Source organism: Flavobacterium orientale (genome assembly GCF_014638005.1).
Taxonomy (GTDB): Bacteria; Bacteroidota; Bacteroidia; order Flavobacteriales; family Flavobacteriaceae; genus Flavobacterium; species Flavobacterium orientale.
Map to the genome: position 1 here is coordinate 72114 of NZ_BMFG01000007.1, position 26562 is coordinate 98675.

The 26562-nt window shown below is 33.5% G+C and carries 27 protein-coding genes and 1 riboswitch; of the genes, 15 read left to right on the forward strand and 12 right to left on the reverse strand.

All coding sequences use genetic code 11. The annotated features are described in order from the left end of the window. From IEV15_RS10060 to IEV15_RS10075, 4 genes are all read right to left on the reverse strand, one after another. Complete coding sequence (locus tag IEV15_RS10060) at positions 1-234, reverse strand: hypothetical protein (protein ID WP_188362392.1); 234 nt, start codon at positions 232-234, stop codon at positions 1-3. Positions 235-316: 82 nt separating this feature from the next. Then, positions 317-1087 carry an ABC transporter ATP-binding protein gene (locus IEV15_RS10065; protein ID WP_188362393.1) on the reverse strand — a complete coding sequence of 257 codons (771 nt, stop codon included), beginning with the start codon at positions 1085-1087 and terminating at the stop codon, positions 317-319. 47 nt (positions 1088-1134) lie between these two features. Next, positions 1135-2148 carry an iron chelate uptake ABC transporter family permease subunit gene (locus IEV15_RS10070; protein WP_188362394.1) on the reverse strand — a complete coding sequence of 338 codons (1014 nt, stop codon included), beginning with the start codon at positions 2146-2148 and terminating at the stop codon, positions 1135-1137. Between the two features lie 64 nt (positions 2149-2212). Further along, positions 2213-3343: an ABC transporter substrate-binding protein gene (locus tag IEV15_RS10075; protein ID WP_188362395.1), complete on the reverse strand. Its 1131-nt coding sequence runs from the start codon at positions 3341-3343 to the stop codon at positions 2213-2215. A 282-nt stretch (positions 3344-3625) separates the two neighbouring features. Then, positions 3626-3876: riboswitch (cobalamin riboswitch) on the forward strand. A 77-nt stretch (positions 3877-3953) separates the two neighbouring features. On the opposite strand from IEV15_RS10075, the gene IEV15_RS10080 reads away from it, so the two are divergent. After that, positions 3954-5888: a TonB-dependent receptor plug domain-containing protein gene (locus tag IEV15_RS10080; RefSeq protein WP_188362396.1), complete on the forward strand. Its 1935-nt coding sequence runs from the start codon at positions 3954-3956 to the stop codon at positions 5886-5888. Between the two features lie 39 nt (positions 5889-5927). On the opposite strand, the gene IEV15_RS10085 is transcribed toward IEV15_RS10080, so the two are convergent. Then, the gene (locus tag IEV15_RS10085; RefSeq protein ID WP_188362397.1) at positions 5928-7379 is read right to left on the reverse strand and encodes a GFO_1087 family putative carboxy terminal peptidase; all 1452 of its coding nucleotides are present in this window, start codon (positions 7377-7379) and stop codon (positions 5928-5930) included. A gap of 108 nt (positions 7380-7487) precedes the next feature. On the opposite strand from IEV15_RS10085, the gene IEV15_RS10090 reads away from it, so the two are divergent. The 4 genes from IEV15_RS10090 to IEV15_RS10105 are packed head-to-tail and all read left to right on the forward strand — an operon-like array spanning position 7488 to position 9503. Then, positions 7488-8003 carry a GFO_1088 family ECF-type sigma factor gene (locus tag IEV15_RS10090; RefSeq protein WP_188362398.1) on the forward strand — a complete coding sequence of 172 codons (516 nt, stop codon included), beginning with the start codon at positions 7488-7490 and terminating at the stop codon, positions 8001-8003. After that, positions 7984-8424 carry a PG0215 family putative anti-sigma factor gene (locus IEV15_RS10095; RefSeq protein ID WP_188362399.1) on the forward strand — a complete coding sequence of 147 codons (441 nt, stop codon included), beginning with the start codon at positions 7984-7986 and terminating at the stop codon, positions 8422-8424. The genes IEV15_RS10090 and IEV15_RS10095 overlap by 20 nt, the downstream gene beginning before the upstream one ends. Positions 8425-8429: 5 nt before the next feature. Continuing rightward, the gene (locus IEV15_RS10100; RefSeq protein WP_188362400.1) at positions 8430-8963 is read left to right on the forward strand and encodes a GFO_1090 family protein; all 534 of its coding nucleotides are present in this window, start codon (positions 8430-8432) and stop codon (positions 8961-8963) included. A 3-nt stretch (positions 8964-8966) separates the two neighbouring features. After that, positions 8967-9503, forward strand: a complete 537-nt coding sequence (locus tag IEV15_RS10105) for a GFO_1091 family lipoprotein (RefSeq protein WP_188362401.1) — start codon at positions 8967-8969, stop codon at positions 9501-9503. Between the two features lie 67 nt (positions 9504-9570). On the opposite strand, the gene IEV15_RS10110 is transcribed toward IEV15_RS10105, so the two are convergent. Further along, positions 9571-9822 (reverse strand): type B 50S ribosomal protein L31, encoded by a 252-nt coding sequence (locus tag IEV15_RS10110; RefSeq protein ID WP_188362402.1) that lies wholly within the window; start codon positions 9820-9822, stop codon positions 9571-9573. A gap of 234 nt (positions 9823-10056) precedes the next feature. On the opposite strand from IEV15_RS10110, the gene IEV15_RS10115 reads away from it, so the two are divergent. The 7 genes from IEV15_RS10115 (at position 10057) to IEV15_RS10145 (ending at position 16649) form a co-directional block, all read left to right on the forward strand. Next, positions 10057-10569: a DUF4199 domain-containing protein gene (locus IEV15_RS10115; protein ID WP_188362403.1), complete on the forward strand. Its 513-nt coding sequence runs from the start codon at positions 10057-10059 to the stop codon at positions 10567-10569. Positions 10570-10617: 48 nt separating this feature from the next. Then, positions 10618-11577 (forward strand): glycosyltransferase family 2 protein, encoded by a 960-nt coding sequence (locus tag IEV15_RS10120; protein WP_188362404.1) that lies wholly within the window; start codon positions 10618-10620, stop codon positions 11575-11577. Positions 11578-11617: 40 nt separating this feature from the next. Then, a complete protein-coding gene (locus IEV15_RS10125; protein ID WP_188362405.1) occupies positions 11618-12106 on the forward strand; it encodes an ORF6N domain-containing protein in 489 nt (162 codons plus the stop codon). A 4-nt stretch (positions 12107-12110) separates the two neighbouring features. After that, positions 12111-13838 (forward strand): phospho-sugar mutase, encoded by a 1728-nt coding sequence (locus tag IEV15_RS10130; protein WP_188362406.1) that lies wholly within the window; start codon positions 12111-12113, stop codon positions 13836-13838. Continuing rightward, positions 13839-15665, forward strand: a complete 1827-nt coding sequence (locus IEV15_RS10135; RefSeq protein ID WP_188362407.1) for an ABC transporter ATP-binding protein — start codon at positions 13839-13841, stop codon at positions 15663-15665. Positions 15666-15730: 65 nt separating this feature from the next. Beyond that, on the forward strand, positions 15731-15922 hold the full coding sequence (locus tag IEV15_RS10140; protein WP_188362408.1) for a hypothetical protein: 192 nt from the start codon (positions 15731-15733) through the stop codon (positions 15920-15922). 25 nt (positions 15923-15947) lie between these two features. Continuing rightward, complete coding sequence (locus tag IEV15_RS10145) at positions 15948-16649, forward strand: DUF2971 domain-containing protein (RefSeq protein WP_188362409.1); 702 nt, start codon at positions 15948-15950, stop codon at positions 16647-16649. On the opposite strand, the gene IEV15_RS10150 is transcribed toward IEV15_RS10145, so the two are convergent. The 3 genes from IEV15_RS10150 to IEV15_RS10160 are packed head-to-tail and all read right to left on the reverse strand — an operon-like array spanning position 16646 to position 21588. After that, on the reverse strand, positions 16646-17371 hold the full coding sequence (locus tag IEV15_RS10150) for a hypothetical protein (protein WP_188362410.1): 726 nt from the start codon (positions 17369-17371) through the stop codon (positions 16646-16648). The two genes, IEV15_RS10145 and IEV15_RS10150, sit on opposite strands and share 4 nt — an antisense overlap. Before the next feature lie 44 nt (positions 17372-17415). Next, positions 17416-19881, reverse strand: coding sequence for a TonB-dependent receptor (locus IEV15_RS10155; protein WP_188362411.1), 2466 nt, complete (start codon positions 19879-19881; stop codon positions 17416-17418). Positions 19882-19890: 9 nt separating this feature from the next. Further along, the gene (locus IEV15_RS10160; protein ID WP_188362412.1) at positions 19891-21588 is read right to left on the reverse strand and encodes a M23 family metallopeptidase; all 1698 of its coding nucleotides are present in this window, start codon (positions 21586-21588) and stop codon (positions 19891-19893) included. Positions 21589-21769: 181 nt separating this feature from the next. Here IEV15_RS10160 and IEV15_RS10165 point away from each other — a divergent pair, with 181 nt between their 5' ends. The 3 genes from IEV15_RS10165 to rny all read left to right on the forward strand — a co-directional run bounded on the left by IEV15_RS10165 (position 21770) and on the right by rny (position 24136). Then, a complete protein-coding gene (locus IEV15_RS10165) occupies positions 21770-22060 on the forward strand; it encodes a coiled-coil domain-containing protein (protein ID WP_188362413.1) in 291 nt (96 codons plus the stop codon). A 5-nt stretch (positions 22061-22065) separates the two neighbouring features. Continuing rightward, positions 22066-22353: a cell division protein ZapA gene (locus tag IEV15_RS10170; protein WP_188362414.1), complete on the forward strand. Its 288-nt coding sequence runs from the start codon at positions 22066-22068 to the stop codon at positions 22351-22353. 220 nt (positions 22354-22573) lie between these two features. Continuing rightward, positions 22574-24136 carry a ribonuclease Y gene (rny, locus tag IEV15_RS10175; RefSeq protein ID WP_188362415.1) on the forward strand — a complete coding sequence of 521 codons (1563 nt, stop codon included), beginning with the start codon at positions 22574-22576 and terminating at the stop codon, positions 24134-24136. A gap of 141 nt (positions 24137-24277) precedes the next feature. Here rny and xerD read toward each other — a convergent pair whose 3' ends face one another. From xerD to IEV15_RS10190, 3 genes are all read right to left on the reverse strand, one after another. Further along, complete coding sequence (xerD, locus tag IEV15_RS10180; protein ID WP_188362416.1) at positions 24278-25174, reverse strand: site-specific tyrosine recombinase XerD; 897 nt, start codon at positions 25172-25174, stop codon at positions 24278-24280. A gap of 78 nt (positions 25175-25252) precedes the next feature. Beyond that, positions 25253-25870 (reverse strand): porin family protein, encoded by a 618-nt coding sequence (locus IEV15_RS10185; RefSeq protein WP_188362417.1) that lies wholly within the window; start codon positions 25868-25870, stop codon positions 25253-25255. An 18-nt stretch (positions 25871-25888) separates the two neighbouring features. Further along, a complete protein-coding gene (locus tag IEV15_RS10190; protein WP_188362418.1) occupies positions 25889-26545 on the reverse strand; it encodes a porin family protein in 657 nt (218 codons plus the stop codon). Positions 26546-26562: the final 17 nt, after the last annotated feature.

Here is a 26562-nt window from a genome sequence, read left to right on the forward strand (position 1 = left end):
TTAACCCAAAAAAGCAATTCCGAAAAAAGTAAAAACTAAAACTAAATGCACCATCAACCACGCTTTTTGCCAAGTTGGTCGTTCGTTAAAAGGTTGTAATTGATTGAAAGGATCAAAGGCCAACGCAATTCCTAACATCATTCCAGCATCGCTGTAGTTTTGCGAAAAAATCGCATAATACAATCCGAATAAAACAAAACCTCCGTATAAAAATCTGTAAAATTTAGCATCCATAATCTACTCATTTTAAGTTCATTAATTAGTAGATTGTCTCTTTATTATGTTACTTCAACGAATGTAAAGAAATGGTTAAATTTTAAATGATTACAAATTTTCCTTTAGTTGCATCAAACTGAATATGCTCATTTTTAAATAGTGAAGAAAAAACACCCTTTGAAATTAAATTACAAGGCTGATCTTGTATGACGGTTTTGCCATCCATCACAATCATTTCGTCACTCAATTGAATGGCTAAATCAATATCGTGTGTGGAAAATAAAATGCATTTTTGGGTTTCAGCAGTTAATTTTTTCAAAAGTTTAAACAAGGATACTTTGTGAAGTAAATCCAAATGCGTAGTGGGTTCATCCAAAACAATCAGTGGTGTATCTTGAGCTAATGCTCTGGCTATTAAAACTTTTTGCAATTGTCCGTCGCTGATTTCGTAATGCTTTTGATGGATTAGATGATTGATTTCTGTCAATTCGATGGCTTTATCAATTTTACTTTTATCGTCATCTGTTAATTTTCCGAGCCAATTGGTATAAGGTTGTCTTCCCAATGCAATTAATTCATAAACGGTTAAATTACTGGGTGGTAATTTTTCGGTTAACACAACACTGATTTGTTGAGCTAAAGCTAATAGTTCAAAAACTTCGATTGATTTTTCGTTTAATAAAACGGTTCCCGAAAGTGGTTTTTGTATTCCGGTAATCGTTCGCAACAAAGTCGATTTCCCAATTCCGTTGGCTCCTACTAAACCGATTAATTTTCCGGGCTCCAAACTAATTGCAACGTCTGAAGCTACCGTTTTGGAAGCTCCTTTGGAAGAGTAGCCGATGTTGAGATTTTTGGTTTGGAGAATCATTTTTTTGAGATACTAAGGTTCTGAGGTGCTAAGGTACTAAGGTTTTTTTAAATCATCATTTTACGTTTTCTAACTAATAACCAAACCACAACTGGTGCTCCAACCATAGAAGTTATGGCATTAATAGGTAAAGTATAATAGCTGCCGGGAAGTTGGGCGATGCTGTCGCAAGCCAACATCAAAATGGCTCCAATTAGTAATGTGCTCCAAAATAGAATGAAATGATTGCTGGTTTGAAAAAGCAATTTTGCTAAATGAGGAACAGCCAATCCGACAAAAGCGATTGGTCCTGCAAAAGCGGTGATGCTTCCGGCTAAAATACTGGTGGCAAAGATGATTATCAAACGCGTTTTTTTGAAGTGTAAACCTAAACTTTTAGCATAATTTTCTCCTAATAATAATGCATTCAAAGGTTTGATGCTGAAAATACTCAACACTAATCCCAAACCACAACATATAGCTAAAATTAAAATGGAATTCCACGGTAAATTAGCCAAACTTCCCATTGACCAAAAGGTGAATTTTTGTAGTTCTTGAGCAGTGCTGAAATAACTCAACACACTGACAATAGCACTGGTGAAACTACCAAACATCAATCCGACAATTAAAATAGCCATTGTATCTCGTAATTTTTGAGAAACGACCAAAACGGCTAATAAAACCAGAAAACTTCCGATGGAAGAAGCCAAAACAATTCCGTAATCGGAAACTAAAAAATTAGGTAAAAAACCGGTTCCCATGATGACAAAAGCGACACCCAGACTTGAACCTGAACTTAGTCCAAGTACGTAAGGGCCGGCTAATGGATTTCTGAATAACGTCTGCATCAATAACCCGGAAATCGATAATCCCATTCCCACCAAAATGGCTGTGATGGCTTTTGGAAGGCGAAAATTCCACAGAATGATTTCCCAAGAACTTTTGATTTCGTTTCCAATAAAAGAATTAAAAATTTCACTTGTTGGAATAGAAACTGAACCTAAACTAAGGTTAAGTAAAAACGTTCCGATTAAAGCGAAAGTTAAGAAAAGAAAAAGTATTTTATGTTTTTGAGTTGGCAATTTTTTAAACCATTAAGTAAGTTGTAAATATACTAAGACTTTAATTAAAATAGTATTCTTTGATTCATTTCAATTTCTCAAAAAAATACAATTCATACTCCGGTAATAATTCCGGATGAAGAATTTTGATTAAATCTTTGAGCACTAAATCAGGACGATTAGACGCTAATTCATAATAAATTACGCCTCCGTTTTTTCCTTTTTTGGAACTAAACGAATAGACATTTTTGTTTTGTACTGCTTTAAAATGTTTGTAGTTTGGATTGGCTTTTTCAAGCTCTTCAAAAGAAGTAAATTGTCCGGGGCCAATCCAAAAATCGGCATCTTGGGCTTTTTCGAGAACGGTTTCAAACGATAAGGATAAACTACCGGTTCCTTCGGAGTCTTTCCACAGATAATTGGCATTTGCATTGTCTAGAAATTGTGCTGCCCAACTTTTTCCTTGTGGTAAATACCATTGATCTTGGTAAATGGCTCCACTCAAAATGGTTGGTTTTGAAGTGGCTTTTTTGGCTAATGCAATGGCTTCCAAATAATCGTTTTCGATGGTTTTGAAAACTTGATCTGCTTTTACTTCTAAACCAAATAAAACACCAAAAAGTTGAATCCATTCGGAACGACCGAGTGGATGTTGTTCTGTCCAATCGCCGTTGTAGAGAATTTTTAGTCCGTTTTGTTGCAAATTGTCATAGGCTTTCTTTTCACCATCTACGCCAAAACCGATGATTACGTCGGGTTGCATATCGAGTAAAACTTCGGTGTTTAAACTTTGGTTGGTTCCGATTTCGCGTACTTTTCCGGTTTCGATTAAGGCTCTGGTTTTTTCTGAGGAAATATAATCTGTGTTTGGAAATCCGACTAATTTGTTTTCAACTTCTAACAATTCTAATGCCGGAATGTGTGTGGTTGATGTGACTACAATTGATTTTATGGGAACTTGAATAGCTGAATATTTTTGTAAACTATCCGGAATTTTGGCTGATTGTTTGTGTAAAATGTAGGTGTAATTTTTATCGGCTGTTGGCCAAGGATTGGAAACGGTTACAATTGAAAAATCAGCATATTTTTGAATGGAAAGTCCGCTAGCATAACGAATGTAATTTTCGGGAGAATTATTTTCTTGACTATTTTTCTGCTTTTGTTGACAGGAAAGGAATAAAAAAGAAACTATAGAAAGTAAAAGGTATTTTTTCATGGAATGCTTTTTTGCAAAGGTAACGGTTTGTAACAAATGTTATCTTCAGAAAAAAATTGACTTTTTACTTTTACATAAAAAATAAAATGCGAGATTCAAATTTGTTTATGTATATCGTTGGTGGAATTATTCTCCTTCACTTTGTAGTTGGTTTTATTTGGTTGTGGATCAAGATGAATAAGAAAAAAGACGAATGATAATAAGTTTTTTTAGTGAGGACTTGGAACGGAAAGCCGGAACAGTTTCTAAAAAATTTTATGAATTGTTTACTTAAAAATGTTTACTTTCGCATCGAATTTTGGTTGCAACGCTTTTATTAAGCCGAGCATTAAAAGGGAATCAGGTGAAAAAGTTGGCAGTTGTCAGTTTTCAGTTAACAGAAAACAAATTACTCCAATCTAAATCCTGAGCTGTACCCGCAACTGTGAGCTATTTAGCTTGTTGTTATCTTCAAAGCCATTGTTCGCCTAGGCGAATGAGAAGGCCAACAACAAGACGCAAGCCAGGAGACCTGCCTTATTCACGAGTAACAAACTTTCGGGAAAAAAGGTTTGGGTATGGGTAAATTCTATACTTTTCTCCCATTTTAGTAAATTATTTTTTAATTAAAATGAATCAAAAATTCAGCTACTGTACCGCTATTTTAGCGTTATGGGGAATGTGTGCTTTTGCACAACAAGAACAAGACACGATTGAGTTGAGTGAGGTCGTGATTTCGGACACCAAATTTGAACAGTCCAAAGAAAAATCAGGTAAAATTATTGAAAAAATTTCAGCAAAAGATTTGGAGCGAAACAGTGGACAATCAGTCGCAACGATTTTGAGTCAAGCCGTTGGTTTGGAAGTCAATGGAAACCAGAGTGCGAATGGAAAAAACTTGAGTTATTTTATTCGTGGTGGACGAAATCGCCAGGTTTTGATTGTGATTGATGGTATTCCGATGACGGATGCTTCGGGGATTAATTTTGAGTATGATTTGCGATTGCTTCCTGCGGAACAAGTGGAAAGCATTGAGATTATGAAAGGTGCAGCGAGTACTTTGTATGGAACAGGAGCGGCTTCGGGTGTGATTAATATTACGTTGAAAAAATCGGCAAAAAAAGCAATTTCCGGAAATGCGTATATGCATTTTGGAACGCAAAATACAACAGAAAGTTTTAAAGCGAATCCGCAAGATTTTAATCAAGGTTTTGGTTTGAATGGAACGGTTGACAAAATGGATTATTATGCTTCACTAAACAGCACCGAAACAAAAGGGATTTCGCAAGCAGCCGGAGAAAATTTTGAAGAAGACCGTTTTTCAAGAGTGAATGCGTTGGCTAAAATTGGTTTTCAAGCTACCTCAAAATTGAAGTTAGATTTCTTTAGTAATTACGACCGAATGAAAACCGATTATGATGGTCCGTTTGATAATTTCAGCAGTCCGGATGTGTTGGAAAATGTTTCGCTGTCGGAGCAATTTCGGTTTGGATTTAATCCGAAATACAAGTACAACAAAGGTGAGTTCATTGTTAATTCCGGTTTTACTTTATTGGAAAGAAGTTATGATGAATTTAGTTCGTTTTCAGGTACGATTGACCAATATGTTTATACTTCAAGAAGCGTGAGTGTGGATGCGATGAATAAATATAACTTTCATAAAAATTTCTTTTTGATTGTGGGGACGCAATTTCAGTTTCATGATATGAATACACAAACCCCTTTTGATGTGATTGAGCGAGAAAGTGCTAAATTAAATTTAATTGATCCTTATGTAACGGCGGTGTATAATTCTAATTTTGGATTAAACATTAATGCCGGAGCTCGAATGAATTTGCATTCGGTTTATGATAATCAATTGGTTTACAATGTTAATCCGTCTTATCACTTTAAAAATTTTCCTTTAAAGATTATTACTTCGTATAGCACGGCTTACATCACTCCGAGTTTGTATCAACTCTATTCACCTTATGGAAATTTAGAGTTGACACCGGAAGGAAATGCAACAGCTGAAGTTGGTTTTGAAACCACTTTAGTAAACAAAAAAATCACGTTTAGTGCGGTGGGTTTTTACAGAGAAGAGTCTCATTCGATTGGTTTCTATTTTAATCCCAACACTTTTGATTCGTATTATGTGAATTTGGAAGGAGAAAATAATGTTCGCGGAATTGAAACTACGTTGAGTTACAACATTACCTCTAAACTGAAATTAAACGGAAATTATTCGTTTACGGATATTCCTGAAGAATTGAATCGATTGATTCCAAAACACAAAGGAAATTTGGCTTTGGATTTTAGAGCTAATGATAGAACATTATTAAGTATAAACTATCAGTATGTTGACGGAAGAAGAGATGCTTTTTTTGATGGTGGAACTTTTGCTACAACTTCGGTACATTTAGGCTCCTATCAATTGGTTAATGGATTAGCAAAGTATGATGTATTGAAAAACCGATTAACGGTTTTTGGAGCGGTTAACAATATTTTAAATGAAGAATTTGTAGAAACAATTGGTTACAACACCCGAGGTAGAAATGCCCAACTGGGTTTTACTTTTTTATTCTAAAAACAAAAAAGGGCTTGAAAAAATTCAAGCCCTAACTTTTTATTTTAGCAATTCAATCAATCCTTCGGGAACTTCATCCAAATACATTTCGGTGCCAAAAGGTTTCATTTGCTTTACATCTTTAAAATACTTGAATGTTCTTTCGGGTTGTTGTCGAATCATTCTTCCGTTTGCAGAAATATAACCCAAAGCGGTACTCAAAAGTGGTTCGTCACTATTTCCTAAAACGCCTAAATCAGCAAAATCTTCTTCCAAAGGAATTGTTGGATTCAAGCCATCTTGATAATCTCCAAATCCATTTTTATCAACAATTTTTAAAACAATAGGTTGCATCGCATAACGATGACTCGGATTTCTATTTTGAGTGCCAAAATTAGGCGAATCATACAGTGTAACTGAACCCACATTTTTTCCGGTGGTTACATCGCCTATTTGAATTACATCAATGTAAGGCTTTAAACCATTAATCAATAATTCACTAGCTGAAGCCGAACTTTTTGTGGTTAAAACATACACTTTGTTCAAATTCAAACTGTTTATTGCTGCACCAGAACCAATTGATGTTGTAAATTTGTTTAACAAAGCTTCAGGATCATTTTCATTGAAATAATCTTCTACTTTTTGATTCCATTCTTGCTTAGCAAAAACTTGACCGCTAAATTGTCCCGTTATCATACTGGCCAATCGAGTTGCTGTTGTAACAGATCCTCCGGAATTATAACGTAAATCTAAAACCAAATGTGTAACTCCCTGTGAAGCAAACTGTCCAAACGCTTGATTTAACTGTGCTTCAAAATTGGAAAAGAATCCGTTATACACTAAATAACCGATTTTTTTCTCTCCTATTTCATAGACATTTGTAAAATAAACCGGATTTTCTGAATACTCTGATTTAGTCAAAGTAACGGATTGATTGTTTGGTGTAATGGTACCATTATCAAAATCTGCCAAATTTAAAGTATAGGTATCTTGATCCAAAAGTTCTCTAAAATTGGAAGTTGTTAAAGGCGTTCCGTCAACCGCATAAAATATATCTCCTCTTTGAATTGGTTTTGAAGAGGCATCAGAATTTGGTAAAATATAACGAACCCATCCAAAAACTTCCGTTGTGCTTCCTGACTTTAAACGCAATCCATAATCGACTCCATTATTTTTAGAACTTCCTTGAAGCAAACCTTCTAAAACTCTATAGTCACTATAGATAACACTAAATCGATCGATGGTTGGAGCCACTTTTAGGTGTTCAAACAAGGCTTCCGGTTGTGAATATTCAGATAAGAAACTATTCAACTGCGATTGTGTAGCGAATCGATCATCGGCTAAATCAGGCGAATCGGCTTGCCAATAATAATAGAGATTCAAACCTTTCCAAATAAAGTCATTTACTCTTAAATTGGAGGGCACTTGTGAAACATCATCCTTATCTTCACAGGAAAATAATAGTAATGCAAATGCACATACCAGTAAAATTGATTTTAAAAAATTATTCATAGCTTTTATTTTTAGAAACGTAAATTTAGCAACTTTAGTTTTATTTTGAATTTATTTGTAACAAAAAAAAGTATCAATCGTCTTGACTATATAACCAATAGGAAAAACATGAACCAAAATGAGTTCGTTAGTATCATTCAACCTTTTAAAGACAAAATGTTTCGTCTTGCAAAAAGGCTATTGGTTAGCACCGAAGAAGCAGAAGATGCCACGCAAGAAGTTCTGGTAAAATTATGGAATAAAAATCAAGAGTTGAAACAATTCAATAGTATTGAAGCTATGGCCATGACAATCACTAAAAATTATTGTTTGGATCAGTTAAAATCAAAACGGGCTTCAAATTTAAAAATTGTGCACAACAATTATACCGATAGAGAAGCCGGATTACAGCAAAGAATTGAAGATCAGGACACCTTAAGTTGGGTAGAAAAAATCATCAATGACCTGCCGGAACAACAAAAAATTATCATTCAAATGCGTGATATTGAAAATTGTGAATTTGAAGAAATTGCATCAATTCTGGAAATGAATGAAACCGCAGTGCGAGTAGCATTGTCGAGAGCACGAAAAATTATTAGAGAAAAAATTACAAATACCCACCATTATGGACTGGCAAAAAATTGAACAATTAATAGATAAATACTTTGAAGGAACAACTTCATTGGAGGAAGAAATGGTATTAAAAAACTATTTCTCTCAAGAAAATGTAGCTGATGAACTGAAACAATTTCAACCATTGTTTAGCTATTTACAACTAGCTAAAGAGGAAACCGCTCCGAACAAAACTGTTTTAAAATCTAAAAAACCATTTAAAAAATGGATTTCAATTGCAGCAGTTTTTATTTTAATTGCCAGTTTAACCACAATTTGGAATTTAAAAGCTACAGATTCTCAAGATTTAGGCACATTTGATGATCCGGAAATCGCATATGCCGAAACCTTGAAAGCACTTGAGCTATTAGCGTCAAATGTCAATTATGGCATGGAAAGTGTAAACTATATCAACGAATATGAATATTCAAAAAATTTAATCTTTAAAAACTAGAAAACATGATAAAATTCCTAACAACCCTAACCCTATTTCTTGTCAGCACGATAGTATTCAGTCAGAGTGCTTTTGACAAATTTGAAAATGATGAAAACGTCACAGCCGTTATTGTAAACAAAAAAATGTTTGAAATGATGGGTAAAATGAAAATGGACGCATCAGACAAACAAGCTCAACAATTCATGAGTCTTGTAAAAAAATTAGACAATTTAAAAGTATTTGTTACTTCAAATGCGAAGGTTACTAATGAAATGAAAACGGCAACCGACCGGCACCTTAAAAACGGCAATTTAGAAGAATTAATGCGAATTACTGAAGGTGGCAAAAGTGTAAAAATTCATTTCAGACCCGGAGCAAAAGACACACAAGTAAAAGAATTGTTTATGTTTATCGAAGGTGGTCCAAAAGATAAAGAAACTGTTTTATTATCACTTACAGGTGATTTTGATTTAAACGACATTTCTTTACTTACCGAAAAAATGAACTTACCCGGAGGTGATGATTTGAAAAAGGCATCAACAAAAGGAAAAAAATAAGCCATGAAAGTTTTAAAAATATTAGTTCTGATACTAACGGCAACTCTACTTTGGAGTTGCCAATCAGAACCAACATTACAAAAATATTTTGTAGAAAATTCAGAATCATCAGATTTTATAGTGGTTGATTTAGCCACTAACATGTTAAATATTAAACCTGAAGAGCTTTCAGAAAACGAAAAAGAAGCTTTTCAATCGTTAAATAAATTAAACATATTAGCTTTTAAAAAATCGGATTCTCTAGAAACAAAATACAATTTAGAAAAAACTAAAGTTGTTGAAATTCTGAAACAGGAAAAATACGAACAACTGATGAAAGTAGGTTCCGGCAGTAGTGGAGCCACTATTTATAGTGTTGGTAATGAAAATACCATTGATGAATTTGTAATTTATGGCAATAGTAAAGAAGCGGGTTTTGCTGTTGTTCGCATACTTGGAAATAGTATGAAACCCGAACATTTGATGACGCTAATTGAAGTAATTAAGAAAGCTGATATTCAATCGGATCAACTTAAACCGCTTGAAGCTTTATTAAAATAAAAAAAACCTCATAAAAAAATCCCGTTTACGATTGTAAACGGGATTTTTTATATTTATAAAAACTAAATTATTTAGCTCTTGTAGCATATTTAGTTTTGAACTTATCAATACGACCTGCAGTATCAATTAATTTAGACTTACCAGTATAAAATGGGTGAGATGTTCTTGAAATCTCCATTTTAAACACAGGATATTCAACTCCTTCGTGTGTGATTGTTTCTTTTGTTTCAACAGTAGATTTAGTAATAAAAACATCTTCATTAGACATGTCTTTAAATGCTACTAATCTGTAATTTTCCGGGTGAATTCCTTTTTTCATTTTTCTAAATTATTTTTTTGTTATGAGGTAGCTGTTCTGATGCTTTTAATTAAAAAGGTATAAACTGGCTACAACTTTTAATTCTTCTTTTTTTATTGAGGTGCAAATTTAAATATATTTAAAGAATTGACAATAACTTTTTTGAATTATTTTTACCAAATAGGAATTAATTTATTAAATGTAACATTAAATGAATTACAACTACTAATTTTGAAATAACCTAAACTTAAAAACATGGAAACACAAAAACAATCAATCAAAAATTTAATTTTTACTTATGGATCAATTTTAGCTTTATTGTCAATTCTGGTAGCTGTTGTAAAGTATGTCATGGGAAGACATCTTGAAAACAGTGCCGTTGACAGTATTCTAGGCCTTGTTCTTTTAATAGCATTGGTAGTTTATCCCATTCTTCAATTCAAAAAACAAAACAATGGAAGAATAAGTTTAAGTGAATCATTAAAGATTGGAATGGGAGTTGCTGCTGTGGCTGCAGTTTTATCAGTAATTTATTTTATCATTTTTGCGAACTACATAGAACCAAATTTTGTAGATGATGTGTTAAATGCCGAAATATCCAAACAAATAAAAGCCAACCCTAGTATGTCTTCAGAAGATTTAGCAAAAGGAATGGAAATGGGTAGAAGTTTTGTACTTCCAATGTTGTATGGAGGTATCATTGTAGTTAATTTGTTTTTAGGTTTTATAACTTCTTTAATCACAGGATTAGCAATTAAAAAAGACTAAAATTGAATTGTTCTTTGTATTTTTGAACGCTACATAGACATTCAAAAAATGGACATATCCGTTGTTATACCACTTCTCAACGAAGAAGAATCGATAACTGAACTACAAACCTGGATAGAAAAGGTATTGTTAGCTCACAATTTTTCATATGAAATAATTTTTATCGATGACGGTAGCACCGATAATTCTTGGCCGGTCATAGAGGGTTTATCAAAAGAAAATTCAAATATAAAAGCCATTCGCTTTCTTAAAAATTACGGTAAATCACAAGCTTTACATGCAGGTTTTGCTAAAGCTCAAGGTGATGTCGTTATTACTATGGATGCCGATTTGCAAGACAATCCGGAGGAAATTCCGGAACTATATGATTTAATCATGAATCAAAAGTTTGATTTAGTTTCAGGCTGGAAGAAAAAGAGATATGATTCCGTCGTTTCCAAAAACTTACCTTCAAAATTATTCAATTGGGCTGCCAGAAAAACATCGGGTGTTCAATTGAATGATTTCAATTGTGGGCTCAAAGCCTATAAAAATATCGTAATTAAAAACATTGAAGTTTCCGGAGAAATGCATCGCTACATTCCGGTTTTAGCCAAAAATGCCGGTTTTTCTAAAATTGGTGAAAAAGTGGTGAAACATCAAGCCCGAAAATACGGTGAAACAAAATTCGGAATGGAACGCTTTATCAACGGCTTTCTTGATTTAATCACCATTTGGTTTTTGTCCCGTTTCGGAAAACGACCAATGCATCTTTTTGGTGCTTGGGGTGTTTTGATGTTTTTAATCGGATTTTCCACTGCAGGCTACATCGGAATTTCAAAATTATACCGACTATACAATGATTTACCTTATGATTTAGTAGCTAATAGTCCGTATTTTTATATCTCATTAACCACGATGATTATTGGAACACAATTATTTTTAGCCGGTTTTTTAGGAGAAATTATATTACGAAGTAAAGAATCAAATGAAAATTATAAAATTTCAAACCAATTAAATATGAACTAAATAAAATCAAAGCCATTTAAAATTTATAAACGCCAAAATCATGAAATTAGAAAGTATTCAACAACAAATTTTCGAGTTAAGAAATCAAAAAGTAATGCTCGATTTTCATTTAGCCGATTTGTATGAAATCGAAACAAAAGTTCTAAAACAAGCTGTCAAACGACATATAAATCGTTTCCCAAGTGATTTTATGTTTGAACTCAATAAAGAAGAGTTTGAAAGTTTGAGGTCACAATTTGTGACCTCAAAAAGAGGTGGAATACGTTATATGCCATTTGCCTTTACGGAACAAGGAGTTGCCATGCTTTCAAGTGTTTTAAATTCTGATAAAGCAATCGCCATAAACATTGCCATCATGAGAACATTTGTTACGCTAAGGCAATTTACAATGAATTACAAAGAGTTAAGTGATAAAGTAACTGAAATAGAAAAGCAATTTCCTGACATCTATAAAATTTTAAATTTTTTGATGGATAAAGAAAAGGCAACTTCATCAAAAGAACGAAATAAAATAGGATACAAAAAATAAAATTATGCACATTCCTGAAAATATCTTAACGAAAGTAAACGAATGGTTAACCCCAGTATTTGATGCGGAAACGCACAAAATAATCGAAGAAATGATGACTTCTTCACCGAAAGAATTGGAAGAAAGTTTCTATAAAAATCTGGAATTCGGAACGGGTGGAATGCGTGGAATTATGGGCGTTGGAACCAACAGAATTAATAAGTATACACTTGGAAAAAACACACAAGGTCTTTCCGATTATATTCTAAAATCTTTTCCTAACGAACAAACCAAAGTTGTAATTGCCTACGATTGTCGTCACAACAGCGACACATTAGCCAAAGTGGTTGCCAATGTTTTTTCGGCCAACGGAATTAAAGTTTATTTATTTTCGGCATTGCGACCTACTCCTATTTTATCGTTTGCCTTAAAATATTTAAACTGTCATGCCGGAATTGTTTTAACCGCATCGCACAATCCGCCGGAATACAATGGATACAAAGTATATTGGCAAGATGGCGGACAATTAGTTCCGCCACAAGATGAGGAAATCATCAAATTAATTGAAGATTTAAAATACAGCGAAATCAAATTTTCAGCTAACGAAGATTTAATCGAATATATTGATACGGAAGTTGATCAAGCTTTCATCAAATCATCTATAGAAAATGCTAGTTTTAACACGCCAAAAGCAGCGAAAGAAAATTTAAAAATTGTTTTCACATCGTTGCACGGAACTTCCATTACTTTGGTTCCTGAAACATTGGCAAAAGCAGGTTATACCGATGTAAATATCGTAAAAGAACAAGAAGTACCAGACGGAAATTTTCCAACAGTAAAATCACCAAATCCCGAAGAACCGGAAGCATTGTTGATGGCAACTGATTTAGCTGAAAAAATAAATGCGGATATTGTCATCGGAACCGATCCGGATGGCGATCGATTAGGAATTGCCGTTCGAAATTCTGAAGGAAAAATGACTTTATTGAACGGAAACCAAACCATGGTCATCATGACCGCATTTTTATTGGAACAATGGAAAAGAGCAGGAAAAATTACCGGAAATGAATTCATTGGTTCAACGATAGTTTCAACGCCAATGATGACAGAAATTGCATCCGGTTATGGCGTAGAATGCAAAGTGGGATTAACCGGATTCAAATGGATTGCCAAAATGATTAAAGATTTTCCCAACCAAAAATTCATTGGTGGTGGCGAAGAAAGTTTTGGTTATATGGTTGGCGATGCCGTTCGCGATAAAGATGCGATTGCCGCTACCCTACTCGTTTGCGAAATTGCCGCTCAAGCAAAAGCGGCCGGAAGTACTTTATACCAAGAACTTCTAAACTTATACGTAGATTTTGGTTTTTATAAAGAATACTTAATTTCATTAACCAAAAAAGGAATTGAAGGAGCCAATGAAATCAAGCAAATGATGAATGATTTACGCGAAAATCCGTTGAAAGAAATCAATAATCAACGAGTGGTTTGTGTGGAAGATTATCAAAATTCTACCGTTTTAAATTTATTTACCAATGAAATTGAACCCTTACATCTTCCAAAATCGGATGTATTGATTTATTATTTGGAAGACGGAACCAAAATTTGTGCTCGTCCGAGTGGAACAGAACCTAAAATTAAATTCTATTTTAGTGTGAATGAACCTTTGGATTCTGTTGATAATTTCAAAAATGTTGAAGCCCACTTAGACCAAAAAATTGCAACTATCGTAGCAGAAATGCAACTTAAATAAATGAATTACTTTAAAAAAATATTTCGCTTTGCGAAACCCTATAAGAAATATGCCTATCTGAATATTTTTTTCAATATTCTATATGCTCTTTTTAGTGCATTGTCTTTTGTGGCTTTAATGCCAATGATGAGTGTATTGTTTAAAGAAGGGAATAAAATTTATGAAAAGCCGCAATACAAAGGACTTTTTAAAATAGGTGACTATTTTGAAAATTACATGGCTTATTTTATTACTATTTCTAATGATAAAAACGGAGCTCTTTATACATTAACCATTATGATAGTAATTATTATATCCATGTTTTTACTAAAAAACATGTTTAATTACTGGGCAATGTATTTTATAACCTATTTGAGAAACGGTGTTTTAAAAGATATTCGAAATGCTATGTATCAAAAAACAATGGACTTACCTTTAGCCTATTATTCAGAAAAGCGAAAAGGAGATTTGATGGCACGAATTTCATCTGACGTATTGGAGATTCAACATTCATTTCTTTCCATCTTGGAATTGATTGTAAGAGAGCCCTTAACCATTCTCTTTACAATTATTACCATGTTTACAATTAGTGCAAAACTCACGCTTTTTGTTTTTATTTTTATTCCTATTTCAGGTTTTATCATTTCAAGAGTTGGAAAATCACTTAAGAAAAAATCAGATAGAGCTCAAAAAGAACAAGGCTATTTTCTCTCTATAGTTGACGAAACTTTGAGTGGGTTAAAAGTGATTAAAGGTTTTAATGCTGAAACGTATTTCTTTAAAAAGTTCCAAACTTCAACAGATCGTTTCTATAACATGTCAAATTCAATTTTACATCGTCAAAACTTATCTTCACCAATGAGTGAATTCTTAGGAATCTTAGTAATTGGTGTTTTATTATTATATGGCGGAAGCATGGTTTTGGTTGATAAAACCTTGACCGGAGCTGCTTTCATTGTTTATATGGGATTAGCTTACAACATATTAACTCCTGCAAAAGCAATTTCTAAGGCTTCTTATGGTGTTAAAAAAGGGAATGCAGCTGCAGAACGGGTTCTTGCGGTTTTGGAGGAAGAAAATCCTATTATTAGCAAACAAGGTTCGGTTAAAAAAAATACTTTTGATACTAGTATTACCATTGAAAACATCAACTTCAAATATGAAGACGAAAATGTTTTGAAAAACTTTACGTTAACTGTTCCAAAAGGAAAAACCGTAGCTCTTGTAGGTCAATCCGGAAGTGGAAAAAGTACCATTGCTAATTTGCTAACTCGTTTTTATGATGTTAACGAAGGAAACATCAAAATTGACGGAACTGACATACGTGATTTTAACCTACAATCCTTGAGAGGTTTAATGGGATTGGTGACACAAGATTCCATCTTATTTAACGACACTATCAAAAACAATATTCTTTTAGGGAAACAAGACGCTACTGACGAAGAAATAATTGCCGCTTTAAAAATTGCAAATGCCTATGAGTTCGTTAAAGATTTACCAAATGGAATAGAAACCAACATTGGAGATTCCGGTGGAAAATTATCGGGCGGTCAAAAACAACGACTTTCGATTGCTCGTGCTGTTTTGAAAAATCCTCCAATTATGATTTTGGATGAAGCAACCTCTGCATTGGACACAGAAAGTGAAAAATTTGTTCAAGTTGCGTTAGAAAATATGATGCAAAACAGAACATCAATAGTGATTGCTCACCGTCTTTCTACTATTCAAAAAGCGGATGTAATTGTAGTAATGCAAAAAGGAGAAATTGTTGAACAAGGAACGCATGATGAATTGTTAACCAAAAACGGAATGTACTCAAAATTAGTGATGATGCAGTCTTTTGAGTAATTTTAAAGTTACGAGTTGCGGGTTGCGAGTTAGTAAAAAAGGTGAAAATTAATAATAATAATAAAATGACACGAACTACTTTTACACTACTATTTATGGTACTTGCTTTTGTATTCCTTTATGCAATGGCACATTTTGAAAAATTAGATGTTGTGGCAGCATTCAGCTTTATTCTAGTTTTAGTGTCGTATACCGCCGGACAATACTCTACAAAATTTCCAAAAGAAAAAGAAAAATCGAACAATCCAAAAATCTAATAATCTAACAAACTAATAATTCAAAATGTTCGTTAAAAATCCAACTATAATTCTTCCTGAAGATCCGGACACTATTGTTTGGAAATACTTGGATTTGTCAAAATTCTTAGATTTATTGCTTTCTAAAAAACTATTCATGTCAAGGTCGGATAAATTTGAAGACCAATATGAAGGCACTTTTAGCGAACCTACTTATGAAGAAATCCGAAAAATTGCCGAAAATAATCCGAAGTTTTTAAATTACTACAAATCACATCGCGAAAAAATTGTGATAAGCAGTTGGCACATCAACGAATATGAATCGTTTGCGATGTGGCAAATTTTCACCAAAAACAATGAAGGTTTGGCCATTCAATCCACCGTAAAACGTTTGCAGGAAGCATTAAAACCGGAAAGAAAAACCGAGCAATTTATTGGCGAAGTAAATTATATTGATTACAAAAAAGAACACATTCCGTTTAATGATACGTTTTTCCCTTTTTTATTCAAAAGAAAAAGTTTTCAATATGAAAGAGAAGTTCGAATCATTTCCGATGTGACAAAAAACAACATTACCGTGAATGATGGTGTAAAAATTGACGTGGACATCAACCAATTAATTGAAAAAATATACATCCATCCCAAATCAGAAAACTGGTATAAAAACTTGGTAATTCAATTAATGGAACAACTTGGATTTAATTTTACTATTGAAAAATCAGATTTAGAAAGTGATATTCTGATTTAATTTTCTAACGGATTATAGGTTTCAACTGTCCATTCTTTTGCTAAAAGATCTACAAATTGATAATGAACAGCATCGTTTTTATCAAAAGCTCCATTTTTATTGATGTCTTCTGTAGTTCTAAAATACAATCTGTTTTTTACATCAACAATATTCCAATCAATCAACTCATGAAAAGCTACCGATAATTTAGTGAAATTAGTACCATCAATATTACTGATATATAACGATTTTATATCATTTGAATCTAAATTACCATCGCGATTGGTATCCATATCAACCAAAGAGTAAATCAAAAGCTGGCGTTTCGTTTTTTCTGCAAAATCAAAAGGATAGGTTACTGACTGAATTTGTACTTTCTTAGTGGTTAAAAGATGTAACGAAGTAGAATCTTTATGTTGAAAATTTATATTTTCAAGATAACCCGTCAATTCATAACGGTTGTAATTGGAAATAGAATAACTAATGGTATTCGTCTTTCCTGAGCTATAACTTCTTGAATTGTTTTGATACACTCGAATATCGCCAAGAGGATGAATCAAATAGGAAGTGCCTTCAAGATAAATGGGTAAATCCGCAATCCTGATGTTGGAAGAATCAATTTTTGATTCCACAACTGTGGGTTTGTTGGCTTCATAAATCACTTTAGGTTGTTCTTTTTCTTTGGCACAACCAATGGTCAAAAGTAAAACAAAGGAGAAAAAATATTTAACTAAAGTGTTCATAATACTACTAGATAGGCATCAAATATACTAAAATTAATCAACTTTTATAAACGGGCATTCAACTTAATATTAAAAACTCGTGTGGTCATATAATTAGGAATGCCATATTGGTTTTTGGATTCCACATCTCTAACCCATGTGTTTGTTATGGCATTTTGATTGTTGAACAAATTGAAAATTTCAAATCCAAGTGCTACATCTTGAAATTTCTTCAACCAATGTCCTTCGGGTCTCAAATGATTATTTTCGGTTAACACATAAGAAAAACCAACATCGGCTCGGGCATAATTTCGCAAACGTTGTTGGTAATCATAAACATCAGCATAAGATGGAGCACCTCCGGGCAAACCGGTATTGTATATCAAATTCAAATAAAGTTTCAAACTCGGAATATTAGGCACATAATCTTGGAACAAAATACCAAATTTCAATCGTTGATCGGTGGGTCGGGCAATAAATCCTCTGTTGTTTTGATTTTCTTCTGTTCGTAAATAACCAAAACTAAACCACGATTCTGTTCCGGGAACAAACTCACCGTTCAAACGCAAATCCAATCCATAAGCAAAAGCGGTTGCATCGTTGGTGGCTTTGTATCGAATTCTTACATTATCAAGGGTGTAGGTGTTTACATTTGTCAAATCTTTGTAATAAGCTTCACTTATCAATTTAAAAGGTCGGTCCCACATTTTAAAACTGTAGTCATTTCCAACCACAAAGTGAAACGATTGCTGGGCTTTTACATTTGACTGCACTTCACCATTAAAATCGCGAAGTTCTCTGTAAAAAGGCGGTTGGTGATACAATCCTGTTGCAAAACGAAAAACCATATCCTTATCCCAATTGGGTTTGACAGCAAACTGTGCTCTTGGACTAAAAACAGTTCCTGAATTCGATTCAATTTCTTGTCCTGAAATTTGCCAATGATGCATTCGAACTCCGGCATTGTACCAAATTTCATGGGAACCCCAAAGTGATTTTTTACTCCACTGCACAAATCCTGACAAACGGTCAATGGTGGTAAAATTAGTAGCTCGAATGTTTTGAAAAGGAACTAAAGGTCCTGTATACGGATTATAAGGTTGGTCATTTACAGGAATGATATTCTCCGGATTGATATTATATCCTAACGATTCTATCACCTCCCACTCTACTAAACGATCACGAATATCTTCGCGTGTAAACTTGGTTCCCCATTCTAAAGTGGCTTCATCGAACTTATGAAATCCTTTTACTTCTGCATTAAAAATCAAAGCATCCAAATCATTTCGAGCATGGTTCAATTGCGTACCAATTCCTCTATTAAAGGTAACATCGCCAAAAGTTTCTGAACCAATATTGGTATCAATTTCTCCTAAAAAATAGGCCGCAAAAATATCAAAATACTCTTGTTCAACTGTATGATATAAAGAACTTATGAATTTCAAGGTAAAAGTATCGCTAACATCAAAGGTTGATTTCAAAGCTCCAAAATAAGTGGTGTAGGAATCTTTTTCTTGTCCTTGATAAAAAACCTGTAAGGCAATTGGTTCGTCAATGGTTCCAAAATTGGTTTGTCTGGAAAGGGGTTGGTAATTGTATTTATTCTGCGATATATTTCCTAAAAAACTCCATTGCCATCTTTTGTTGGGTGTAAAAGTCACATAACTTTGAACATCAGAAAAAGTGGGACGAAAATTGGTTTCGGTCTCTTGACTGTTCACAAAAAGACTATTGTCACGATATCGCACTCCGGTAATAGTTGTCCATTTATTGTTTTTGGAAACGGCATCAACTGTTAAACTTCCACCCAGTAAACTGGCCTCCATAACAGCACCAAATTTTCGAGGAATTCTATAGGTAATATCCAAAACAGAAGACATTCGATCGCCATATTTTGATTGAAAACCTCCTGCCGAAAAATCGACAGATTGCACCATATCGGTATTGGTAAAGCTCAAACCTTCTTGTTGACCGGAACGAATTAAAAACGGTCGATAGACTTCAATTTCGTTGACATAAACTAAGTTTTCGTCATAATTTCCGCCTCTAACACCATATTGCGTACTCAAATCATTATTGGAAACAATTCCGGGTAACGTTTTTAAAATATTTTCAACTCCTGCATTGGCTCCGGGTATTTTTCGGATTACTGCGGGTTCTAGTGTGATTATTCCTTCTACTGTTTTTCTGTTCCCGGCGGTTACAACAACTTCGCCCAACTGCGACTCGTTGCTTTTCATAACGAAATTATATTCATAATCTTCATTATTTTTGAGCTCCACTTTCAGCGTAACCGGCTTTAAAGTAATGTGTGAAAAAACGATGGTGATTTTTTTATTTGCCGGAACAACAAAACTATAAAAACCCGAATTATCGGTAGTTGCACCTTTATCTTCAAAGGAAACAGATACATTTTCTACCGGTTGAAAGGACTCATCCAAAACAACACCTTTTATTCGGGCAGTTTGCGAAAAAACAGTTGTAACACTTAAAAACAGCAACGTTAAGGAAAATAGAATAGTTGTTTTCAAAAGATGGTTTTAGGGTTTTTGACTTCTAAAAAAATGTGTTTCAAATATAGTAGAATTTCCAACATTATCAACTACTATTACTTTCAAATCGTTTCTCCCCTCTTTAACGACATTATCTGAAAAATCGTGTGTTACTTTTTTTGTTTTATAATCATATTCAAATAAAATCCATTTGTCATTCAAATAGCCATTATAACTTTGAATACCTGACCCCTCATCTGAAATCAAAAATTGAAGGGTTTTTGACGCACTAATCCATTGTCCTTCTTGAAGTTGAACGGGTGTGACTTTTGGCTGTGTAGTATCTTTTACCAAGGCAAATTTTCCTAAATTTCTAGTGTAAACTTTAAATGTTTTCTCTTTTAAATACGATTTAATGTAGCTTTTTTTAGTTCCTTCAACTGTTGCAATGAAATAGTTTGACAACTCCTTTTCCGGAATTCCTTTTACTTCAATGAACAAAGTTAAATTAGAACGCAACGCAATATCACTGGTTCCAAACTGCACCATTCCATCAGAAACTTCAAAATCAACAGTGGTGTCTTCATAAAATGTCATCTCAGGAATATAAACTGAAACCGAATCTTTTATATAACTGTGTTCGTTTTTATGCTTGATTTTATAAATTGATTTTGATTCTTTTTTCAAAATTTTGGGTTGCATTACGGCATGCTGAATTGGGATAGTTACCGTTGTTTTATTTTTATTGAAATCTTCTATTATAATTTTATAACTGTAATTCATGTTGGGTTGCACATCAATAATTCCGGTTGTTGGGTTATTTTGAATCAAACTCAATTCATACGGATTTTTCACAAAAAGCTTTTGATAGCGTTGCGTTGTTTTTTTATAACGTTTATAATCAATATAATGATTGATATGTCTTGTTTCATCAAAAGAAAAAGTATCAAATTGCACCCCAAAGGAAGGTTTACCATTTAAAGTGGATTGAATTTTATAAACGCCGTTTTTTCCATAACTCCCATCGGAAACATCGTGAGTATGCACTCCAAAACCAATAGCTCCGCTTGAAAGCACTTTGGAGGCTAAATAACTACCATCTTTTTGTTGCACTAAATTGACTTCAACCGGCTCTTGAGAATAATTTACAATGCCATTTTCATCCAAAGGATAAGCAAGAATTCCAAGTAAAACCGGTGGTCGTGTATCTTTTAAAAATTGATTATAACCAAAAAGTAACGGATTTATAGTAAACTCCGTTTTGGTATCGCGAAACTCAAAATGCAAATGTGGCCCGCCGGAACCTCCTGTATTTCCTGAAAAAGCCAAAAGTTTTCCTTTTACAACCGGCAATTCATCAGGTTTTGGAAAAACATCAATTTCAAAAGATTTTAATTCATAATGTTTGGCTTTAATATACTTTTCAATTTCTGGAGCAGCTTTCAATAAATGAGCATAAACGGTTGTAAAACCATTCGGATGTGTCACATAAATGGCTTTTCCATAACCAAAAGTGGATATTTTTATTCGAGATACGTAACCATCAGCCACAGCAAAAACGTTTAAACCTTCCTGTCGGTTTGTTCTAAAATCCATGCCGGAATGAAAGTGATTATTTCTCAATTCACCATAGGTTCCCGAAAGCTGTAAAGGAATATCTAAAGGAGATTGGAAATAATCTTTCGGATAGCGTTCTTGTGAAAAGAGACTGAAAGAAATTAAAATAAAAAAAAGCAGAACTCTCATAGAATGGCGTTTATTAAGCTAATGTAGTAAATGGAACGCAAACTTACAACGGAACGTATGTTTTTTTGTAAGTATTTAATTATGTATGATTTAATTAATTTTTTAAAAAAAACTTTTTTTTATTGTATTAATCAATCAGGAATACTAAATTTGTGGATTAAGTAATGAATCAAGGCATCATATGAGTGAAATGGTTGAAATTATTGATTCGCTGGAGCGTAAACTCTTGAAGATGATTTCTAAAATAGATAATTTAGAAGTGGTTAAACAACAGTTGCAAGACGAATTGAAAAATGCAAACCAAGTTATTAATCAACAATCAGAGACGATTGAAGGATTAAAAAAACAATATGAAACACTAAAAGTTGCCAATTCATTATTAGGCAGTGACGAAAATAAAAGAGAAACAAAACTCAAAATAAATTCATTAATTCGTGAAATAGATTATTGTATTGCTCAACTGGCAGACTAACCAACATGAACGAAAAACTTAAAATTAAAATATCAATTGCAGACCGTGTTTACCCTTTAACGGTAGATGCTACGCAAGAAGAAGGACTCAGAAGTGCTTCCAAAAAGATTGATGTAATGATTAAACAGTTTGAAGAAAATTATGCCGTTCGTGACAAACAAGACGTGTTAGCCATGTGTGCTTTACAATTTGCTTCAAAGGTGGAACAAGAACAAATCGAAACCAATGAAGACCATCAGGAATCTTTCGAGCGACTTAAAAAATTAAATGATTTAGTTTCAAAATATATTTAATATTAGATACGTTCTTATAAATACATCAAGATACTGCCTACATTAGTTTCAATTTGATAAACTCAACACTAACAATTTAGAATGAGCAAATCTTCATTACTATAGCACGCCCAGCATTGCGATTGGGATCCTTGAACAATGAGTTAGCTCAAAACTTGTCTTATCGAGTTTATACAATCATCTAATGTAGGCTTTTTTTATATACAAACCTTAAACAAAAATGGAAACTACACTACTATTTATTATTGGAATCGTTGGAATTATCGGTGGTTTTGCTGTGGCAAAAATCATTGAAAAAAGCAATGTTTCAAATCTTATAAAAAACGCTAAAAAAGAAGCAGCATCAATTTTAAAAGATGCTAAAATTGATGCTGAAAACATCAAAAAAGATAAGCTTTTGCAAGCAAAAGAAAAATTCTTAGAATTAAAATCAGAACATGAAAAAGAGATTTTAAACAAAGACAAAAAAATTGCTGAAGTTGAAAAAAGAGTTCGTGACAAAGAATCGCAAGTATCGAGTGAGTTAGCAAAAGCTAAAAAATCTGCTGACGATTTTGATGTAAAAATTGCAGATTACACCAACCGAATTGAAATTTTAGAAAAGAAACAAGTGGAATTGGATAAATTGCACAAAAGCCAAGTAGATCAATTGGAAGTTATTTCCGGTTTATCTGCCGATGAAGCCAAAGAACAATTGGTAGAAAGTTTGAAAGCCGAAGCCAAAACCAAAGCAATGGCTCACATTCAAGATACTTTAGAAGAAGCCAAACTAACTGCTCAACAAGAAGCTAAAAAAGTTATCATCACTACCATTCAACGAGTTGGAACGGAAGAAGCTGTGGAAAACTGTGTGTCTGTTTTCAACATTGAATCGGATGATGTTAAAGGTAGAATTATTGGTCGTGAAGGAAGAAATATTCGTGCTTTAGAAGCCGCAACCGGAGTTGAAATCATTGTTGATGATACACCGGAAGCAATTATTCTTTCGTGTTTTGATCCGGTTAGAAGAGAAATCGCCCGATTGGCTTTACATAAATTAGTAACCGATGGTCGTATTCACCCGGCTAGAATTGAAGAAGTAGTTGCTAAAACAACCAAACAAATTGATGATGAAATCATCGAAGTGGGTAAACGTACCGTTATTGATTTAGGAATTCACGGTTTACATCCTGAATTGATTAAAGTGGTGGGTAGAATGAAATACCGTTCGTCTTACGGACAAAATTTATTGCAACACTCCCGTGAAGTGGCCAAACTTTGTGGCATCATGGCAGCTGAATTAGGACTGAATGTTAAGTTGGCAAAACGTGCCGGTTTACTTCATGATATAGGTAAAGTGCCGGATACTGAAAGTGAATTACCTCACGCAATTTTAGGGATGCAATGGGCTGAAAAATATGGTGAAAAAGAAGAAGTGTGCAACGCCATTGGAGCTCACCACGATGAGATTGAAATGAAATATTTAATCTCGCCAATTATACAAGTTTGTGATGCTATTTCTGGTGCAAGACCGGGTGCAAGACGTCAAGTGTTAGATTCTTATATCCAACGTTTGAAAGATTTAGAAGCGATTGCTTTTGGATTTAATGGCGTTAAAAGTGCGTATGCTATCCAAGCCGGTAGAGAATTACGTGTAATCGTGGAAAGTGAAAAAGTTTCTGACGAACAAGCGGCTAAACTTTCTTTTGAAGTATCACAAAAAATTCAAACAGAAATGACCTATCCCGGTCAAGTTAAAATTACGGTGATTCGTGAAACCAGAGCAGTAAACATCGCGAAGTAGACGCTGTTGTCGGTTGTCTGTTTTCGGTTGAAAATAAAGTTTAAAAGATAATTATAGTAATGACTTGCAGCAATGCAGGTCATTTTTTTTAGTCAAGGATTCTAAAACCGAAAACCGACAACAGAAAACCGACAACAGAAACTACTTCCTCGGATGAAATTGATTCACAATTTGTGTCAAATGCTTGCGATCCAAATGCACATAAACTTCTGTAGTTGTGATGGACTCATGGCCTAACATCAATTGAATGGAACGCAAATCGGCACCGTTTTCTAAAAGATGTGTGGCAAATGAATGACGGAAAGTATGCGGACTAATGGATTTTTTTAAATCAATTTTTACAGCTAAATTTTTAATGATCGTAAAAACCATCGCTCGGGTAAGTTGCTTTCCTCTTCGGTTAAGAAACAACGTATCCTCATGTCCTTTTTGAATAGATACATGTGTTCTAATATGATTTTTATAAAGCTCAATAAACTTTTGTGTAGTTGTACCAATCGGAACAAACCGCTGCTTGTTACCTTTTCCGGTAATTTTAAGAAAACCTTCTTCAAAAAACAAATCGGATATTTTGAGTGTAATCAATTCCGAAACTCGCAAACCACAACCGTAAAGTGTTTCCAACATCGCTTTATTGCGTTCACCTTCCGGCAAGGATAAATTGATAGCTCCAATTAGCGTATCAATTTCCTGCATGGATAAAGTGTCAGGTAATTTTCTTCCGGTTTTGGGTGTTTCTATTAATTCCATTGGATTGTCTTTTCGATAATCTTCAAAAATCAAATAGGTAAAAAAACTTTTTAAACCGGAAATCATTCGGGCTTGTGATCTAGGGTTCACTTCTTTTGAAATGGCATAAATAAATTCTTGAATCTGCTCTTCAGAAATAGTGATGGGATTGGTTTTTATTTCATGTATTTCTAAAAATTGAGTCAACCGAAACAAATCAAAAGAATAGTTATCAATGGTATTTTTTGATAAACCTCTTTCAATTTTTAAATACGACTGAAAACTTTTAATATACGATTGCCAATTCATGAGCCAAAGTTCGCTATTTTATCGCAATAAAAAAACCACGTAAAAAATACGTGGTTTTGAATGATAGAATAATAGGTATTAAAATCTAAATCCTAATCCAAATTGAAGTACTGAGTTTTTAACATCGTTATCGTCAGTGTCAGTATCGCCAATTTGAGCTAAACCTGCTGAATACCTTGCATTAAGAAATATTGCTTGGGTTACATCATAATTAAATCCAATCCCAAGACCAAAATCAGTTGATTTGAAAAAATCCTTAGCGTCTTCGGTTCCAGAACCAATAGACGATTCAACTTTAACTTTAGCAGAAGTTAGAAACCCAACATAAGGTCCTGCTTCTAAACTGAAGTCATTAGCAACATAATACTTAAACATTACGGGTATATTAATGTAATTAACTTTTAAAGTTGCATCAAAATCTATACCTTCAATGGTCAAATCTTCTTTTGCTCCTTGTGCAGAATATAACAATTCTGGTTGTATGTATAATTTTTGACTTAATTTAAATTCAGCAAATAACCCAAAATTAAAACCTACAAAAGATTTTGAACTTCCGGCATCATCTCCCACAAAATTGGCAATATTAATGCCCCCTTTTGCTCCAAAACCAGACGAATTAGATTGATCGACATTAGTCTGGGCTTGAGCAATTACAACACAAAAAACAGCTACCAATGATAAAAATATATTTTTCATTTTAATTCAATTTAAATATTAAAACTTATAACCTATAGAAACTTGCAAAACATTATTTTTTATATCAGCTGATTCTCCTTCAAAATCTTTAGCTATTGAAGACAATCCTAGTGTATAACGTGCTCCAACAGATAAATTTTCAGTAAATTTATAAGCAGCTCCGAATCCAAAACCAAAATCAATTGATTTCACCTCGTCTTTAATATCTACAGACCCAGATTCCGTTTCAACTTCAGTTACACCCTCAAAAGTCTCTCTGTAAGTATATTCAAAGTCAACTTTTGCACTTAATAAAAAACCAATTTGTGGTCCAGCTTCCAAACTAAAGTTTTCAGTTGCATAAAATTTTGCCATAATTGGTAAATTCAAATAACCCAATTTAATGGTTGTTTGTTCAGTTTCTTCAATAGTAAAACCTTCAAAACTTTCAAAATAAGTAAACTCTTGCTTTGCTCCTTGCATTGAAAAAAGCAATTCCGGTTGAACAGAAAATTTATCTGTAATTTTAATTTCTGCAAAAGCACCAACATGAGCACCAAATAATGATTTAGAATCTTCAACATCTCCTGTCAAATTTGAAAGGTTTAAACCACCTTTGACACCATAAGAAACTTCTTGTGCATTACTTAACCCGAATGCCATTAAGGCTACAACTGATAAAAGAATTTTTTTCATTTTATATTTTTTAAAAA